Source organism: Devosia sp. ZB163 (genome assembly GCF_028613635.1).
GTDB lineage: Bacteria > Pseudomonadota > Alphaproteobacteria > Rhizobiales > Devosiaceae > Devosia_A.
Genome location: NZ_JAQRMY010000005.1, coordinates 257,024 through 271,716, shown reverse-complemented (window position 1 = coordinate 271,716; position 14,693 = coordinate 257,024). Strand labels below are relative to the sequence as shown.

Sequence of the window (14,693 nt, the reverse complement as noted above, 5' to 3'; positions counted from 1 at the left end):
CCGCAAGAACCTCGCCGTCCACGTTTCTCTTTCTTCAATCTTCACAATGTCAAAGAGCTGACCCCGGATACGTCTCGCGACGGCGGCGTCGGTGGAAGCACAGCTTCCGAATTTCGAGGACAATGATCTGGTCCCGGTTGCCCGGCAGCAAATCTGCCCTTTCAGTGAGCGCTGAACAGTGGGAGCAGCAAGTGCTCGGCGTCGTCAACGTGGCGGGTTGTATGCGAGACATTTCTGTCTGTCAACACCCTGTTTTCAGCTTTCGGAAGGTCCGAGTTCTGAAAACCTGAAAGAGCCAATTTCTTAGTTCTTTCAGAGGTTTGCTTCAGTCTTTGGCGTCGTTTCCGGCGCCGCGGTCTTCAGCGATGGGCGGGTTATAGGGGCGGCCCTTTTGGGTGTCAACAGCCGAAAATGACGAATCTGACATCTTTCGCTGCCGGCCCGCCGGACCGTCATCTGCCTACCCGGAGCGTATATAGCACGCGCGCGCGAGACTTGTCATCTGGTACCCGGAGGGAGGCGTTTCAAGGGGGCGAGCGAACCGTCCGGCCCCCTGTGGACAACTCTCAAGCGCCCGGTCAGACCGGCTCGAGACCGCATCCTGCGCCGTTCGCGATCGCTGCCTGCTCCTCCCTCGCCCCCTCCTGGCCCCGCCATTCTCGGGAGGACCGCCTGCCCACGGTCCCGATAGGCCAAGTTTTGCCGTATTGTCCGCCCACCAAGGCTCGGGGCTGGTGAGTTGACTCGCGCGTAAGCGCGCGCCACTGCTTGCTTCCCAGGGCAACGGGGCTAGGACGAGCGGGTTGAACCCAGCACAGCGCAATCGCAATGCGGCACTCCTCAAGGCCAGCGGCTTCGAGGACGGACCGGCCCTCACCGTGCAATCGACGGACGGTGAGATCCCCCATGGCCGCGAACTGAGTTTCGCCTGGCTCACCGGTACGGTGATGACCGGCCTCACCTCGGTGCTGCTCATGGGCGCCGCCCTCTATGTCTCGTTCGAGGGCCAGGACACTTTCTCGACTGCCTACGAGGCGCTGCAGCTCATCACCCGCCCCGCTGCCGAGACCTCTCACGAATCCAATGTGAAGGGCGACCGTGTGCGCCCGGTCGCCAAGACCCGGTCCGAGCTCGAGATCGTCGAGGCCTCGATCCGCGAGACGGTCGACGGCCGCGCCCTGATCCGCAAGCAACCCTTCGTGCGTGTGCGCGCTACGCTCGCGACCGCCGCGACCGCCCTTTCCGGGGACATCCCCGACTACGACCCCGTCGCCATGATCGATGCCAGCCAGCCTGTGGTCGAGGACGAAGAGGTCGCCAATCCCGACATCTATGGCGCCGAGGTGGAAGGCGAGGTGCAGATCCGCACTGCCGCCCTGCCCGTGACCTTCGTTCCCGCCCCGGCGATTTCCGACAAGGGCGCCTCCGACTTCGTGCGCCTGACGGTGGACAACCTCTTCGCCGAAGGTGGCGGCGAGGGCGAGTTCGCGCTCGCCTATGCCCCGGCCGACACCGGCATCCGTGACCTCGGCGTCGTGACCGATGGCGGCGTCACCGGCATCGCCGAGAACGTCACCGTTCTCCCCAAGACCAAGAGCGCCGAGATGGCCGGCCTCGGCCGGTCCGAGCGCGTCATCACGGTCAACGGCCCGTTGAAGGACGCCCTGCTCAAGAACGGCTTCGACGAGCAGACTTACGACATGGTGGTGGCAACGCTGCGCAACGTGCTGCCGGCCAAGAATGTGCGCCAGGGCGCCAAGCTCCGCATCCTGATGGGCCCGGCCCGCAACGAACCGCGGCTGATTCCGCACCGGCTCAGCATCTACCTGCCCGACAGCCGCTCCAGCACGATCAAGCATGCCGCCACCGCGGCGCTGACCGACCGTGGCAACTACGTGCTCGGCCTCGAGCCGCCGATGATCGAGTTCCCCGAGGAAGACACCGAGGAAATCAACGTCAACAACCTGCCCTCGATCTACCGCTCGATCTGGGAAACGGCGCGCAAGCACGACATCGACGATGCCGTCACCTCGCGCATCGTCGCCATGTTCGCCTACGACATCGACCTGACCAAGAAGGTGTCGGCCGGCGATGCGATCGAGATTCTCGAGACGCAGAAGGACGCGCAGGGCCACCAGGACCTGCTGTATGTGGCGCTCAAGCTCGGCACGACGACGCGCGAGTTGTTCCGCTTCCGCACCGATGACGGCACGGTCGATTTCTATGATCCCTCGGGCGAGACCGGGAAGCGCTTCCTGACCCGCCGGCCGCTGCAGGGCGGCGGGAGACTCGCCAGCCGCTTCGGCAACCGCGTCCACCCGATCTTCAAGTCGCGCCGCATGCACACCGGCGTCGACCTCGCCGCTCCTCGCAACACCCCGATCTATGCCGCCGGCGACGGGGTGATCGAGAAGGCCCAGTGGGTTTCGGGCTATGGCCGCTATGTGCAGCTCAAGCACGTCAACGGCTTCGAGACCGCCTACGGCCACATGAACAAGATCGCCGACGGCATGAAGCCGGGCACCAGGGTCAAGCAGGGCCAGATCATCGGCTATGTCGGCTCGACCGGTAACTCGACGGGCAACCACCTGCACTTCGAGATCAAGGTCAACGGGCGATTCGTCGATCCGCTGAGCGTGAAGCTGCCGCGCGACAAGTCGCTGACCGCCCAGTACGAAGGCAGCTTCGAGCAGACCATGGCGCAAATCCGCGAGCTGATGCAGCGCGACGCCGCCCCGATGACCGTCGCTTCGATCCAGTAGGCCTAGCCCTTCCGCAACCTGTTCACCTGCGTGAACCACGCGATCACCGCCGAAATCAGCGCGAGGGCCGCGTTGCTGTAGGCGATGGCGGCGAAAGCGGCGTCGTTCGCCGCCATTCGCGCCGACTCGGCATCCGCGGCGAGCGGGGAATCGGGCTGCATGCCGAAAAAGACCGGCAGTTCGGCGAATCCGCCCAGCGACCGCTCGAAGACGAAGGCCGCGACTCCGCCCATCAGCGCCACGGCGAGAAGGCCGGCGACGCGGGCGACGGCATTGTTGACCCCCGAGGCGAGACCTGTGTCGCGGTCCTCGACCGAGGTCATCACCGCCGTCGAGAGCGGCGACACCACTGCGCTCATGCCGATTCCCATCAGGATCGTCAGGGGCAGCACGCCGAGCCAGACATTCTGCAGCGGCGCCATCACCCCGAGCAGGGCGAATGCAAGCGCCACGATGGCAGCGCCAATGGTGATCATCGGCCCCGGCCCGATCTTGTCGGCGAGCTTGCCGGCATAGGGCGACAGCACGGTCAGCGCGATTCCGAAGGGCAGGAAGGCGATCGACACCTCGGCCGCGGTCACGCCCCAGCCCCCGATCATGGTCATTGGCAAAAAGAACGTGACCGCAGCGAGTGCGAAGTAGAGGAGGAATGTCAGGCCCTGCGCGCCCGAAAAGGCGACGTTCCTGAAGTGGTGGAGCGGCAGCATCGGCGTTCTGGTCCGCGATTCCCAATAGAGGAAACCAAGCAGGGCGAGGAGCCCGATACCGCAATAGATGACGATGTGACTGAGCATCGGAACACTGCCGTCTGTTCCGGTAAGGCCGAGCGCGACCAGCAACAGTCCTGCCGTGACGAGCGCCCCGCCCAGCAAGTCGAGCCGGCGGCCCGGTTCGGGCGCATCGGCCGGCACGCGAAGCAGCAGAAGCGCGAGCGCGATGCCGCCCAGCGGCAGGTTGATGGCGAAGACGAGCCGCCAGCTCCAGTCGCCCATTGTGGTGAGCACGAACCCGCCGATCACCGGCCCCAGAATCGTGGTGAGCGACGAAAACGCCGACCACAACCCGATCGCCTTGCCCCTCTCCTCGCGCGGATAGGCCTTGGCGATGATGGCGAGACTCCCCGGCACCATCAGCGCGGCGCCGATTCCCTGCACGGCGCGGGCGATGATGAGAAAGGTCGGATCGGGCGCCACCGCGCAGACGAGGGAAGCGGCGACGAACATCAGGATGCCGAGGGCGAAGACGTTCCGCAGCCCGAACCGATCCCCCGCCGCGCCACCGATCAGCAGCAGGGAGGAGAGAAAGAGCAGGTAGGCGTTCGATATCCACTGCGCATCGGCGAGCGTAGCGCCGAGATTGGCCCGGATCGCCGGAGTGGCGATGGAAAGGACCGAGCCGTCGATGAAACCCATCGAGGAGGCGAGAATCGCCGCGACCAGCACATAGATTCGATCACCTGCCGGGCAGAAGGTCGCCTGCGCAGCCGTCGCCGGCCCGGTTTCCGTCATCGCTCAGCCTCGCCTCTCGCCTCGATATCGCGAAAGCCTACGCCTTCTCGATCCAGACGGCGAGTTCGACGCCGCCGGGCTCACGGAAGTGGAATCGCCGTCCGCCGGGAAAATCGAAGGCCGGTCGCGTGATCTCACCGCCCGCCGCCAGCACCTCACGCTCGGCCTGCTCGAGATCCTCGGTGCGGATCACGGCGAGCGGCGCGGCGCTTTTCGCCTCGCTCGAATCGATCCCGGCGTCGATCCCGCCATCGTTGATGCCTTCGTATTGCGGGCTGTAGGTGGTGAACTGCCAGCCGAACGCTTCCGACAGGAAGCGCCGGGTTGCGACACCGTCGGTAGACGGGAACTCGAGGTAGTCGATCTGGTAGCGCTGCTTCATGGGGGCCTCCATTGTTCTTGTTTTGTTCTAGCAGGACGGAACGAACTCGGCAACCAGCGCATCTGCCGGGGAGCCGATGCATCGCTGTCAGCGATCGATCAGGTGGATGGTGGTCAGATGGCGTCGAGGCGACTCGCGGGAATCATGATGCTGGCAAACATTCTGATGAAGCTCTGGTGGTACGCGCTTGTCGCCGCGGCGATAGCCGTGCCGGTGGTGACGCTGCTGGAGTACATGCGGTGAGGCTGGCGATTGCCGGAGCCGGCGCGGCCAGCCGCATCATCGCGTGGGTCCCCGGGATGCGCGGCTCTCTACCCTGCCGAACCGCCCAAGGAAAAGGGCCGGTCTCTCGACCGGCCCTTTTCGATTCTCATGCGGCTTCGGCGTGTTCGCCGGGGCCGGCGGGGCGGATCGTCAGGCCGCCGTCTCCGGCGTCGACGATCACGGTCTGACCGTCGACGATCGTGCCACCCAGGATTTCCTCGGCCAGCTTGTCCTGCACTTCGCGCTGGATGACGCGCTTGAGCGGGCGGGCGCCGTAGGCCGGGTCGTACCCTTCGTTGGCGAGCCACTCGCGCGCCGCCGGAGTAAGTTCGAGGGCGATTTCGCGTTCCTTGAGCAGCTGGCGCAGCCGGCCAAGCTGGATATCGACGATCGCCCCCATGTGCGAGCGGTCGAGCCGGTGGAAGACGATGATGTCGTCGATCCGGTTGAGGAACTCCGGCCGGAACGAGGCCTTCACCACGTCCAGCACCTTGCCGCGCACGGTTTCGACCGATTCCCCGTCCTGCAGGCTGACGAGATACTCGGACCCCAGGTTCGAGGTCATGATGATGAGCGTGTTGCGGAAATCGACTGTCCGCCCCTGCCCGTCCGTGAGCCGGCCGTCATCGAGCACCTGCAGCAGGATGTTGAACACATCCGGATGCGCCTTCTCGATCTCGTCGAACAGCACGACCTGGTAAGGCCGGCGCCGCACCGCCTCAGTCAGCACCCCGCCCTCGTCGTAGCCGACATAGCCCGGAGGGGCGCCGATCAGGCGGGCGACCGAGTGCTTTTCCATGAACTCGCTCATGTCGAGCCGAACCATGGCGTGCTCGTCGTCGAAGAGGAACTGCGCCAAGGCCTTGGTGAGCTCGGTCTTGCCGACACCGGTTGGGCCGAGGAACATGAACGAGCCGATCGGCCGGTTCGGATCCTGGAGGCCTGCCCGGGCGCGCCGCACGGCCTTGGCCACGGCCTCGACCGCCTCGGCCTGGCCGATGACGCGCTTGCCGAGTTCTTTTTCCATGTTGAGCAGCTTCTCGCGCTCGCCCTCGAGCATGCGATCGACCGGAATGCCGGTCCAGCGGCTCACCACCTGGGCGATGTGCGTGGGCTGGACGACTTCCTCGACCATCGGATTGTCGGGCTTGCCGTCGCCATTGGGATCTTCCGCCGCCTTGATGCGCCTCTCGAGATCGGGAATGACGCCATAGGCGAGCTCGCCTGCCAGGGCGAGATTACCGGTACGCTGTGCCAGCTCGAGATCGGTGCGGGCCTTGTCGAGCTCTTCCTTGATCTTCTGGCTTCCCTGCATGCGCTCCTTCTCGGCCTGCCAGCGCGCAGTCAGAGCATTGGCCTGCTCCTCGAGATCGGCGAGTTCCTGCTCGAGGCGGGCGAGGCGGGTCTTTGACCCTTCGTCGGACTCCTTCTTGAGAGCCTCGCGCTCGATCTTGAGCTGCATGATGCGCCGGTCGAGCTCATCGAGCTCCTCGGGCTTGGATTCGGCGGCCATGCGCAGGCGCGCCGCCGCCTCGTCGACGAGGTCGATGGCCTTGTCGGGAAGGAACCGGTCCGAGATGTAGCGGTTCGACAGGGTCGCGGCCGCGACCAGGGCCGAATCCGAAATCCGGATGCCGTGGTGCAACTCGTACTTTTCCTTGAGGCCGCGCAGGATCGAGATGGTGTCCTCGACCGTGGGCTCGGAGACGAACACCGGCTGGAAGCGGCGGGCCAGCGCCGCGTCCTTCTCGACGTGCTTGCGATACTCCTCGAGCGTCGTCGCGCCGACGCAGTGGAGTTCACCGCGGGCGAGTGCCGGCTTCAGGAGGTTCGAGGCGTCCATCGCGCCGTCGGTCTTGCCGGCGCCGACGAGCGTGTGCATCTCGTCGATGAACAGGATGATCTTGCCTTCGGCCGAGGAAATCTCGTTGAGCACGGCCTTGAGCCGCTCCTCGAACTCGCCGCGATACTTCGCGCCCGCGATGAGCGCGCCCATGTCGAGCGACAGCAGCGACTTGTTCTTCAGCGATTCCGGCACGTCGCCATTGACGATGCGAATGGCGAGGCCTTCGACGATGGCGGTCTTGCCGACGCCCGGCTCGCCGATCAGCACCGGATTGTTCTTGGTGCGCCGGCTCAGCACCTGGATGGTGCGGCGAATCTCCTCGTCACGGCCGATGACCGGATCGATCTTGCCCTCGCGGGCGGCCGCGGTGAGATCGCGCGCGTATTTCTTCAGCGCGTCGTACTGGTCCTCGGCCGAAGCGGAATCGGCCGTGCGGCCCTTGCGTATCTCGTTGATCGCGTCGTTCAGCCCCTGTGGGGTGACGCCGGCACTGGCGAGAATCTTGCCGGCATCGGTGTCCTTCTCGACGCAGAGCGCGAGGAGCAGGCGCTCGACGGTGACGAAGGAATCTCCCGCCTTCTGCGCGGCGCTCTCGGCCGTATCGAAGATGCGCGCCAGCTCGCGGCTCATGTAGAGCTGGCCAGCGTCGCCGGAAACCTTGGGAATCTTCTTGAGGGCCGCCTCGGTCTCGGCCCGCGCAATGCGCGCGTCGCCGCCGGCCTTGGTGATCAGGCCCGCCGCCATCCCCTCCTCGTCGTCGAGCAGCACCTTGAGCAGGTGGATCGGCGCGAACTGCTGATGGCCTTGGCCGAGCGCCAACTGCTGCGCATTCTGGATAAAGCCGCGCGCCCGCTCGGTGTATTTCTCGATATTCATTGAACTCTCCTCTGTGGCACGCTGGCCCGCCCAAGGTGAGGCACGGTTCCAACGCCTGAAGCGTTGATTTGGCTCAAACGAAAATTCGCTCTCGCCAGATCAAGTCCGAATGCCCGCTTGGCGGCGCTCCCCGGCCTCAAGGCTGATATGGGGTGCGTTGGACAAAACAAAAAGGCCGGGATTGCTCCCGGCCTTCTGGATTTTCCAAGGGTCGTCCGGCTCACTCGGCCGGCGTATTGCCTGCCGTCAGGAAGGCCGGCAGTTCGCCCACTTCGGGCTGTGGGGCGTTGGCGGGATCGGCCCCGCCTTCCGCACCCTGGCCACTGCGCGAACGGCGGCGCGGACGACGGTCGCGGCGACGCGCCCCGCCCTCACCCTCGGCCTGCTGGGCCTCGCCTTCGACGGGCGCAGCCTCGGCGACAGTGCCTTCAGCCTCGCCGGCCTCGGTGGTCTGGGCGGCTTCAGCCACCGGCTGCGGCTGCTGGTGCGGCTGCTGCTGCGGTTGCTGCGGATTGAACTGGCGCGGCTCGGGCGACGCGAAGCGATCGTTGATCGGGGCGAAATCGTCGTCGAAATCGTCCTCGTCCTGCTGCACTTCGCCACGGAACTGGGCCTGTTGTGCCTGCTGGGCCGCCGAAATGATGCGGAAGTAGTGCTCGGCGTGCTGCAGATAGTTCTCTGCCATCACGCTGTCGCCGGAGGACTGCGCATCGCGGGCGAGCTGCAGGTACTTCTCGGCGATGTGGGCGGCGTTGCCGCGCACCTTCATGTCAGGTCCGTTACTCTCGTAGTTCCGGCTCAGCGGGTTGCCGTGCTTGCGGCCACCATTGTTGTTCCGGCCGCGGGAGCGGTTCTTGTTGTTCTGCTGGTTTGGTCTCATCGTCTCTTTTCAAGCCTTGGAAAAGAATACTGAAGGCAACATCTGGCCATCGGGCACCGGGGGCCACAGACGCCAATAACGAGGCGTGAGCAGTCAAGTCCTCACGGTGCCTGAGCTATCGCGGTTGAACCACTTGTGGCCCATCAAAGCGCCCCGGTTCCTCGTCCGAGTGTCGAACACTGCCTACTGCAGTATCGCCGATGAGCGGGTGGCCGTCTCCCAGGTGCAATCTACTCGCACCGCTGACAGCACCGGCAACCTAACTGGTTCGCCCCCGCATTCCAAGCGAAATATTGGCGTTGCCCAACCGATCATCAAGGGGCGGTGCGCAGGCGCGCCACCGCCATCCGGTCGTGGCCGCCGTAGTCACGGACGATCTCGACCTCGCCGAACCCTGCTCCGACGAGAAGGTCGTGCACGGCCTGGCCCTGCCCCGTCCCCATCTCGAGCAGCAGCACGCCCTCGGGCTTGAGGAAGTGGCCGGCCTCGGCAGCGATGGCGCGATAGGCATCCAGCCCGTCCGAGCCGCCATCGAGGGCGAGCCGCGGATCGTGCTCGCGCACCTCGGGCATCAGCGTCTCGATATCGGCGCTCTCGATATAGGGCGGGTTGGAGGTGATGAGGTCGAAGCGCTGGCCCGGATCGAGCGGGTCGAACCAGGAGCCCTTGAGCGTGGTGAACCGGTCGCCGACGCCGTGGCGATTGGCATTGAGCCGGGCTATCTCCAATGCATCGACGGAGAGATCGACCGCCACCGCGGTCACGTCGGAATACTCGGTGAGCAGCGAGATCGGGATGCAGCCGGTGCCGGTGCCGAGGTCGAGCACCCGGGCATCGTTGAGCGGGCCGATGACCTCGAGCCCGCGTTCGACCAGCATCTCGGTCTCCGGCCGGGGAACGAGCGTCGCCGCGTTGAGCTTGAAGCTCAGGCCCCAGAACTCCTTCTCGCCGAGGATACGGACTACCGGTTCGCCCTTGAGGCGCCGGGCAGCATAGTCATCGAGGATGCTGAGCTGGTGCTGCGGAACAGCCTCGCGCTCGCGGTTGACGAGTTCGAGCCGGTCCATCCCGAAGGCCGCTTCGGCAAACAGCCTCGCGTCGAGCTCCGCGGTGTCGATGCCGGCCCGCCGGAACTGGTCGCGTACCCCTCGCCATGCTGCGCCCACGCTGATCGTCAGCTGATCCTCTCCATGGCCGCGAGCTGCGCCGCCTGATGCTCCGTGATCAGGGCCGAGACGAGCTCGTCGAGAGCCTCGCCGGCAATCACCTTGTCGAGCTTGTAGAGCGTCAGGTTGATCCGGTGGTCGGTTACCCGGCCCTGCGGGAAATTGTACGTGCGGATGCGTTCCGACCGGTCGCCCGACCCCACCTGCTCCTTGCGCGATTCCGAGCGGGCGGTGTCGCGCGCGTTGCGCTGGTCCTCATAGAGCCGGGCCTGCAGCACCTTCATGGCGGTGGCGCGGTTCTGGTGCTGGGACTTCTGGCTGGCGGTAACAACGATGCCGGTCGGCAGGTGGGTGATGCGCACCGCCGAGTCCGTGGTGTTGACGTGCTGGCCGCCGGCGCCCGACGAGCGCATCGTGTCGATGCGGATGTCCTCGGGCCGGATGTCGATCTCGATATCCTCGACCTCGGGCAGCACGGCGACCGTCGCGGCCGACGTGTGGATGCGGCCGGAGCCCTCGGTCTCGGGCACGCGCTGCACGCGGTGGACGCCGCTCTCGTACTTGAGCCGTGCGTAGACGCCCTTGCCGGTGATATTGGCGGTGACTTCCTTGTAGCCGCCCATTTCGCCCGGGCTTTCCTCGAGCAGGGTGAACTTCCAGCCCATGATGTCGGAATAGCGCTGGTACATGCGCAGCAGATCGCCCGCGAACAGCGCCGCCTCGTCGCCACCGGTGCCGGCGCGCACCTCGAGGATGACGCTCTTGTCGTCGGCGGCATCCTTGGGGAGCAGCAGGATCTGGATTTCGGAGACGGCCTGCTCGATCCGCGGCTTCAGCTCGCCGATCTCGGCCTCGGCCATCTCGGCCATTTCCTTGTCGCCCGCACCGACCAGCTCCTCGGCCGATTCGAGATCGTTGAGCAGCTTGCGATAGGCCTGGATCGGCCGCACCACGGGCTCGAGCTCGGCATACTCCTTGGAGAGCCTGACGAACTCTTCAGCCGACGGGCCAGAGGCCAGCGCCGCCTCGATATAGTCGAAGCGCTTGGTCAGCGCGTCCAGTTTGTCCTGCGGGAGATTGGGCATCAGGCTGCGCTAGTTCCGTATAGTGGCTGGGTCAAGGCCCCCTCACCCGGCCTTCGGCCGACCTCTCCCCCAAGGGAGAGGTGATGGAGTGGCCCGATCGTGCCCCGGCTCACCTCTCCCTTGGGGGGAGAGGTCGGCGCGCAGCGCCGGGTGAGGGGGCCTTTGGCGTGGCGTGACATGGTGTTCAGATCACAAGCCCCTGCCGCCCGGCCCAGTCGAGCAGCAGGTCGCGGATTTGGGGGCCGTTGGCGCCCTCGAGAAGGGCGGCGGAGATGGAGTTGCGGATGGGCGCGAGTTCGAGCCCGAGGATCATTTCCTTGATCGGACCGATCGAGGGGGGACTCATCGAGAGCCGCGTCATGCCGATGGCGAGGAGCGCCAGGGCCTCGATCGTCCGGCCGGCCAGTTCGCCGCACATGGTGAGCGGCACGTTGTAGCGCCGGGCCATGTCGACAATGTGCTTGAGCGCCCTGAGCCGCGGCAACGCGATCGGATCATAGGCCTTGGCGACGCGCGGGTTGCCGCGGTCGGCGGCAGTGAGGAACATGACCAGGTCGTTCGAGCCGATCGAGACGAAATCGGCCTCGGGCAGCACGTGGTCGAGCTCCCACAGCAGCGAGGGCACCTCGATCATGGCGCCGAGCTCGAGCTTGCTCGGCACCGTATGGCCGGCATTGCGCATGCGCTCGACTTCCTTGTTGACCACGAGCCGCGTCTGCCGGAACTCCCAGGCATCGGTGACCATGGGCACGAGGATCTTCATCGGCCCGCCATTGGCGGCCTGGAGCAGCGCGCGGATCTGGATGCGCAGCAGCCCCTGGCGATCCAGAGCGAGGCGCAGCGAGCGGAACCCCATGGCGGGATTCTCCTCGGCCTCGTAGCGCAGGTAGGGAATGACCTTGTCGCCGCCGATATCGAGCAGGCGGAAGACGATGGGCTTGCCTTCGACGAGCCGGATCGCCTCGGAATAGAGCTCCACCTGCTCCTTGAGCCGGGGCAGGCGCGAGGCGATCATGAACTGCAGTTCCGTGCGGAACAGCCCGACGCCGGAGGCACCCGTATCCTGCAGCATGGGCAGGTCGGCGACGATGCCGGAATTGTGCAGCAGCGTCACCTCGACGCCGTCGCGGGTGATGGCCGGCTTGTCCTTGAGCTCGAGGTAGTGCGCGCGCCGCTTGGCCCCGAGCCGCACCTTGTCGACATAGACCTGGATCATGTCCGGTGTCGGCCGGAGATAGACCGTGCCCTGCTGGCCATCGACGATGATGTCGTCGCCCGATTCCGACATGGCGACGACGTTCTCGGCCTGGCCCACCGCGACGAGGCCAAGCGACTTGGCGACGATCGCCACATGGCTGATCGCCGCGCCTTCCTCGAGCACCACGGCCCGCACCTTGGTGCGGTCGTATTCGAGCAGGTCCGCCGGCCCCATGTTGCGGGCGACCAGGATGGCGTTGTCGGGCAGTTCCTTCCGTCCCAGCGTGCCGCCGTCGCCGGTAAGGACGCGCAGCAGCCGGTTGGCGAGGTCGTCGAGGTCGTGCAGCCGGTCCTTGATGTAGGGGTCGGTCGACCGCATCATCCGGGCGCGCGTGTCGTTCTGCACGCGCTCGACCGCCGCCTCGGCGGTGAGGCCGTTGTTGATCGCCTCGGTTAGCCGGTCGACCCAGCCACGATCGTTGGCGAACATCCGGTAGCTCTCGAGGATCTCGCGGTGATCCGAAAAGCTCTGCATGTCGCCATGGCTGAGCATCTGGTCGATGGAGAGCCGCATCTGGTCGAGGGCATGCGAGAGGCGCTTGAGCTCGACGTCGGTATCCTCGGCCACGAAATTGGTGACGACGACGCGCGGGTCGTGCAGCACCACCTGCCCCAGCGCCACCCCGTCGGAAAATCCGGTGCCGTTGAACGAGCGCGGACGCCTGAGGTCGATATCCTGGCCCGGCTTGATCAGCGCATCGAAATCGGAGGTCGACATCATCTCGGCGAGCAGCGTCGCCGTGGTCAGCATCGCCTCGATCTCGTCTTCGCCATAGGCATGGGAATCGCGGTTCTGCACCACCAGTACGCCCAGCGTCTGTCCGGCCCGCAGAACCGGCACGCCAAGGAAGGCGAGGAACGGATCTTCCCCCGTCTCCGGCCGGTAGGCGAAGGCGGGATGGGAGGGGGCATTCTCGAGGCTGAGCGGCTCGGCCTGCGCCGCGATGAGGCCGACCAGGCCCTCGCCCAGCCGCAGCGTCGTCATGTGCACGGCAGTGGCCGCAAGGCCGCGCGTGGCGAACAGTTCGAGCGCGCCGTCATCGCGCAGCACGTAGAACGAGCAGACGTCCGCGTGCATGTTGTCGGCAATGAGACCGACGATCTTGTCGAGCCGAGCCTGCGAAGCCAGCGGCTCCGCCATGGTTTCGCGCAATTGCTTCAGGAGCACGCGCGGCCCGCTGATCGCTGTGACCATGATTCCCCTGGGCGGCCCGGCGCCGCTTACATCGCCCGGGCGCTGCGACCGGAGGTCTGGAGCGTCTCAGGCGTCCTGCTTGTCCAAACCGTAATACGTATGCAGGGCCCGGACCGCAAGTTCGGCATACTCGTCATCGATCAGGACCGAGGTCTTGATTTCCGACGTGGTGATCAGCTGGATGTTGATCGACTTGTCCGCCAGCGCCTTGAACATCGAGGCGGCGACGCCTGCATGGTTGCGCATGCCCACGCCCACCACCGAAACCTTGGCGCCGCCCTTGGAACTGGTCAGCGTGCGATACTCGAAGCGTCCCGCCTTGCCGGCAGCTTCGAGCGCCTTCACCGCCTTGTCGTGCTCCGCATCGGGCACGGTGAAGGTGATATCGGTGGTCGAGCCGTCCTCGGAGACGTTCTGCACGATCATGTCGACGACGATGGACTCGTCCGAGAGCGCGCCGAAGATCGCGGCGGCGACACCAGGACGGTCCTTGACGTCGCGCAGCGTGATCTTGGATTCGGCCCGCGCCAGGGTGACGCCCGAAACGATCTGCTTTTCCATGATCTCTTCCTCATCGCATACGATTGTGCCGGGAACTCCCGGCGTACCATCCGGCGCGATCTGCGGCGCATTCGGATCGTCGAAACTGGAACGCACGGTGAGGCGCACCTTGTGCGCCATCGCCATCTCGACCGAGCGGATCATCAGAACCTTGGCGCCGAGCGATGCCATTTCAAGCATCTCTTCGAACGAGATCTTCGAAAGCCGCCTGGCCTTGGGGGTGATGCGCGGGTCGGTAGTGTAGACGCCGTCAACATCGGTGTAGATGTCGCAGCGGTCGGCCTTCACCGCCGCCGCCACGGCAACGGCCGAAGTGTCGGAGCCGCCACGGCCCAGAGTCGTCACCCGGCCCGAGGGGGCGACACCCTGGAAGCCGGTGATGACCGGCACCACGCCATCGGCGAAGCGCTTCTCGAGTTCGGTCGGATCGATGTCGACGATACGGGCGGCGCCGTGCGCGTCGTCGGTCTTGATCGGCACCTGCCAGCCCTGGAACGAGCGCGACGGGATGCCCATCTCGCTCAGCACCACGGCCATCAGCCCGGCGGTGACCTGCTCGCCCGAGGCGACGACCGCGTCGTACTCACGGGCATCGTGAAGCTTCGAAGCTTCGTTCACCCAGCCGACCAGCTCATTGGTCTTGCCCGACATGGCCGAGACCACCACGGCGACTTCGTTGCCGGCCTCGACTTCGCGCTTCACATGCAGCGCTGCCTGACGGATGCGCTCGACATTGGCGACCGAGGTGCCGCCAAACTTGACTACGATACGGCCCAAGGCCCCTACCCCGACTGTTGCCCGGCTGAACCCGCCGGTACGCTCAGAATTTGGCGGCCGATGTGCCACAGGACGGGGGGATTGGCAACGGGGCGATTCGGGGTGACCTTGCGCGACGATCCCGAATGTCCTCG

The 14,693-nt window shown here is 65.8% G+C and carries 9 protein-coding genes; 1 reads left to right on the top strand and 8 read right to left on the bottom strand.

Annotated features, from left to right (window positions below):
• The first annotated feature begins 803 nt into the window (after positions 1–803).
• On the top strand, positions 804–2,762 hold the full coding sequence (locus PRN20_RS22750) for a M23 family metallopeptidase (RefSeq protein WP_273959957.1): 1,959 nt from the start codon (positions 804–806) through the stop codon (positions 2,760–2,762).
• Positions 2,763–2,764: 2 nt separating this feature from the next.
• On the opposite strand, the gene PRN20_RS22745 is transcribed toward PRN20_RS22750, so the two are convergent.
• The 8 genes from PRN20_RS22745 to PRN20_RS22710 form a co-directional block, all read right to left on the bottom strand.
• The gene (locus tag PRN20_RS22745; protein ID WP_273959956.1) at positions 2,765–4,270 is read right to left on the bottom strand and encodes an MFS transporter; all 1,506 of its coding nucleotides are present in this window, start codon (positions 4,268–4,270) and stop codon (positions 2,765–2,767) included.
• Between the two features lie 37 nt (positions 4,271–4,307).
• Positions 4,308–4,652 (bottom strand): VOC family protein, encoded by a 345-nt coding sequence (locus PRN20_RS22740; RefSeq protein WP_273959955.1) that lies wholly within the window; start codon positions 4,650–4,652, stop codon positions 4,308–4,310.
• A 370-nt stretch (positions 4,653–5,022) separates the two neighbouring features.
• Positions 5,023–7,638 carry an ATP-dependent chaperone ClpB gene (gene clpB / locus PRN20_RS22735; RefSeq protein ID WP_273959954.1) on the bottom strand — a complete coding sequence of 872 codons (2,616 nt, stop codon included), beginning with the start codon at positions 7,636–7,638 and terminating at the stop codon, positions 5,023–5,025.
• Between the two features lie 220 nt (positions 7,639–7,858).
• Positions 7,859–8,518, bottom strand: coding sequence for a DUF4167 domain-containing protein (locus PRN20_RS22730; protein WP_273959953.1), 660 nt, complete (start codon positions 8,516–8,518; stop codon positions 7,859–7,861).
• Between the two features lie 314 nt (positions 8,519–8,832).
• Positions 8,833–9,684 carry a peptide chain release factor N(5)-glutamine methyltransferase gene (gene prmC / locus PRN20_RS22725; protein WP_273959952.1) on the bottom strand — a complete coding sequence of 284 codons (852 nt, stop codon included), beginning with the start codon at positions 9,682–9,684 and terminating at the stop codon, positions 8,833–8,835.
• An 8-nt stretch (positions 9,685–9,692) separates the two neighbouring features.
• Complete coding sequence (prfA, locus tag PRN20_RS22720) at positions 9,693–10,769, bottom strand: peptide chain release factor 1 (protein WP_273959951.1); 1,077 nt, start codon at positions 10,767–10,769, stop codon at positions 9,693–9,695.
• 184 nt (positions 10,770–10,953) lie between these two features.
• Entirely contained in the window at positions 10,954–13,221 is a 2,268-nt protein-coding gene (ptsP, locus tag PRN20_RS22715) for a phosphoenolpyruvate--protein phosphotransferase (RefSeq protein WP_273959950.1), read from the bottom strand.
• A gap of 66 nt (positions 13,222–13,287) precedes the next feature.
• A complete protein-coding gene (locus tag PRN20_RS22710; protein WP_273959949.1) occupies positions 13,288–14,559 on the bottom strand; it encodes an aspartate kinase in 1,272 nt (423 codons plus the stop codon).
• Positions 14,560–14,693: the final 134 nt, after the last annotated feature.